We start from the raw sequence: 2,992 nt of genomic DNA, 5'->3' as shown, positions 1-2,992 counted from the left end.
AATCGGAAAATACCTAATTTCTACTTACTATTTCTTAACCATTATAAATCAACGGGCTTATCGCCCTAAAAATTTTCAAGTGCGAAATCTCTGATTTTTTAGAATATGCTAAAAAATGTTTTATTGAGCTCGATGAGTATGTAGATATGTGGATAACCCATAATGAACCTTGGTGTGCATCCTTTTTATCAAACGCATTAGGAGAGCATGCACCGGGTAAAAGAAGTATAACATCGGCTGTTAAGGTTGCACATCATCTACTATTATCCCATGGCATGACTGTTAAGATGTATAGAGAGCTTGGCTTTAAAAAGCCTATCGGTATTACTTTGAATTTAAGTCCTTATTATCCAGCAACAGATGAATTTAAGGATTTAATAGCTGCTAATAACGGGGATGGATTTTTAAACAGATGGTTCCTCGAGCCGATTTTTAAAGGTCATTATCCTTTTGATATGATTAATCTTTATTCTCAAAGAGTGGAGGATTTTAGCTTTATAAAAAAAGGTGATTTTAGTATTATAGGTGAAAAATGCGATTTTCTTGGTATAAATTTTTATAACAGAATAGTTGTTGAATATGATCCAACAAATGTTTTAATGTTAAGACCAGCTTTTACTGATTATAAAAAGACAAGCATGGGATGGGATGTATCTCCTAATGAATTTATTGATTTAATTAAGATGGTTAGAGGAAAATATACTGATTTGCCAATATATATTACAGAGAATGGCGCTGCCTTTGAAGATTTGGTTGAGAATGGACATGTTCATGATTTTGATAGAGCTCTTTATATTGAGGAGCATATTAAAGCTATAGAAAAAATGAATGAAGAAAAATTAAATGTTGCAGGTTATTTTTGCTGGTCACTTTTTGATAATTTTGAGTGGGGACATGGATATTCAAAACGTTTTGGAATTGTTTATGTTGATTTTAAAACACAAGAGAGAATAAAGAAGGATAGCTTTTATAAATATAAGGAAATAATTAAACAGTATAAGATATAATTTAAGGCTGTGCACTGTTAAATAGTGCACAGCCAATTTCTATCTTTCAATGGCAATATATTTTTCAAGATATCTTGACAGGGATTTAAGAACAATATTTATGCTTATTATTTGAATAGGTATTATAATAGCTATTTTTATAATCCTTAAAGGTAGTATTGCAGTTATAGCTTTACCTGTAATTATTGAAAGCCATATTGTATTTAATCCAAATTCAACGATTAATGATATCAATAAAACTGAAATAATGATTTTTTTAATAGAATATTTGCTGTTGTGCAATATGTTGCCATAAATAAAGCCGGTCAAAAATGCACTTAATGTAAAACCGGGGAAAAAAGAAGCAGTTGAAAACATAAAAATACCAATTATATCAGATAGCGCTCCAGTTATTCCTCCAATTAAAGGACCAAACATATAAGCAGACAACATTATCGGAAGAAAACCAAAACTTATTCTAACAAGGGGTGTTTGAAAAGATAGAAATCTTGTTAGAATTATTTCGAGTGAAATAAGAAGTGAAACATAAACTAAGACTTGAGTTTTTTTCATTTTTTATCCTCCTTTTGCTTTTGTGCAAAGTAGGCCACAAAAGAGGAAACTTTCGTGGCAGCGGAATGCAACGGTTGTACCGCAAGCTTACGCTTTTCGTCCAGAGGCAACTTCCCGTCCTGCTGGCACTTAACGCACAATCGTCTACTCTGCCGAAATTTTATAATTAGCTTAATTATATTATAAAAGATTTTTTAAGTCATTAGATTTTTATAATAAATTTAAATGATTATATACAAATTAATCAATAAAACACTTCAAATATTTATTAGTTTATAAGATAGACAAAGTTATCGGGTGAAATAGGTAATATTGCTAATTTAAGAGCATAAATAAATTCTCGGTAATTGAAATAAAAAAGTCATTATAGTATAATTTTTACAATAATTTATATAAATGAGGGATAAAAATGCTTGATAGATATAATTATATACCCCTTTACATACAGCTTAAAAATGAACTTGTTGAAAAAATAAAAAATGGTATATGGAAGGTTGGAGATAAAATACCTACGGAAAAGGAACTTATGGATGAGTATAATGTAGGTCGCGCAACGGTTAGGGAGGCACTTTCAAAGCTTGTAAATGAAGGATATCTATATAAAAAGCAAGGAATTGGGACTTTTGTTGCGAGGACGCAGCCTTCCCTCGGCTTTGAACCTCTAATAAGTCTTACTTATTCTTTGAATGCAAGGGGAATAAACCCTAAAAATATACCTGTTGAAAACATAAAGATGGCACCTGATAAAGCTACTCTGAAAAGACTTAAGTGGAAAAGCCAATATGATTGCTACTATATAAAAAGGATAAGGTATGCTGAAAATATACCTATAGCAGTTGAAGAATCCTATTTTTCAACTGAATATGGCAACATAGGGGAAAAATTTGATTTGACAGGCTCCTTTGCCAAGATGATTTTAAAAGACTTAAATCTTAATATAAAAAAAGTAGAGCAGGTAATAGTTCCGAGAGTTCCTTCAATAAAGGAAAGAGAAATATTAAACATAAACGAGGATACCCTCGTTTTAGACCTTGAAAGATGGATATACATACAGGATAAAAATGAGCCTTTTTATTATTTAAACTTTATAATACCGGAGAATATATATATGATAAATTTATAATCTGCTTGAACTTTAAGTAGCTAAGATAGATTTGAAAATCCTGCAATCCTGACAATTCTGGGACGGTTACTTATTTTTCTTTATTACTTTACAACTCCATAAAGAAATTTTGGATTAAGGTTAAGGGACGGTTACTTATTTTCACTACCAACATTACAATTACATGAATAAAACCACCTCTAACTTGGCAAAATAATACTAAAAATATAATCTAAGTTGGAGGTGGTTTGTCATGCCAAGGCTGGCAAGGCAAAAATCTTATGACTCAATTTTCCACGTTATGGTTAAAAGCATCGTTGAAGCTCCTCTT

Annotated in this window: 3 protein-coding genes and 1 riboswitch; of the genes, 2 read left to right on the top strand and 1 reads right to left on the bottom strand. The window is 30.9% G+C overall.

Annotated elements, in window-relative coordinates; translation table 11 throughout:
• Positions 1 to 47 precede the first annotated feature (47 nt).
• Entirely contained in the window at positions 48 to 1,007 is a 960-nt protein-coding gene (locus B5D15_RS15080) for a family 1 glycosylhydrolase (protein ID WP_078697914.1), read from the top strand.
• Between the two features lie 39 nt (positions 1,008 to 1,046).
• Here B5D15_RS15080 and B5D15_RS15075 read toward each other — a convergent pair whose 3' ends face one another.
• The gene (locus B5D15_RS15075) at positions 1,047 to 1,559 is read right to left on the bottom strand and encodes a folate family ECF transporter S component (RefSeq protein WP_078697913.1); all 513 of its coding nucleotides are present in this window, start codon (positions 1,557 to 1,559) and stop codon (positions 1,047 to 1,049) included.
• A gap of 56 nt (positions 1,560 to 1,615) precedes the next feature.
• Positions 1,616 to 1,713: riboswitch (THF riboswitch) on the bottom strand.
• Positions 1,714 to 1,968: 255 nt separating this feature from the next.
• Between B5D15_RS15075 and B5D15_RS15070 the strand changes: the two genes are divergently transcribed.
• On the top strand, positions 1,969 to 2,682 hold the full coding sequence (locus B5D15_RS15070; RefSeq protein WP_078697912.1) for a GntR family transcriptional regulator: 714 nt from the start codon (positions 1,969 to 1,971) through the stop codon (positions 2,680 to 2,682).
• Positions 2,683 to 2,992: the final 310 nt, after the last annotated feature.

The sequence above is a fragment of the Caloramator quimbayensis genome, assembly GCF_900167605.1.
Lineage (GTDB): Bacteria > Bacillota > Clostridia > Clostridiales > Caloramatoraceae > Caloramator_B > Caloramator_B quimbayensis.
This window is presented reverse-complemented; position numbering and strand designations above follow the sequence as displayed.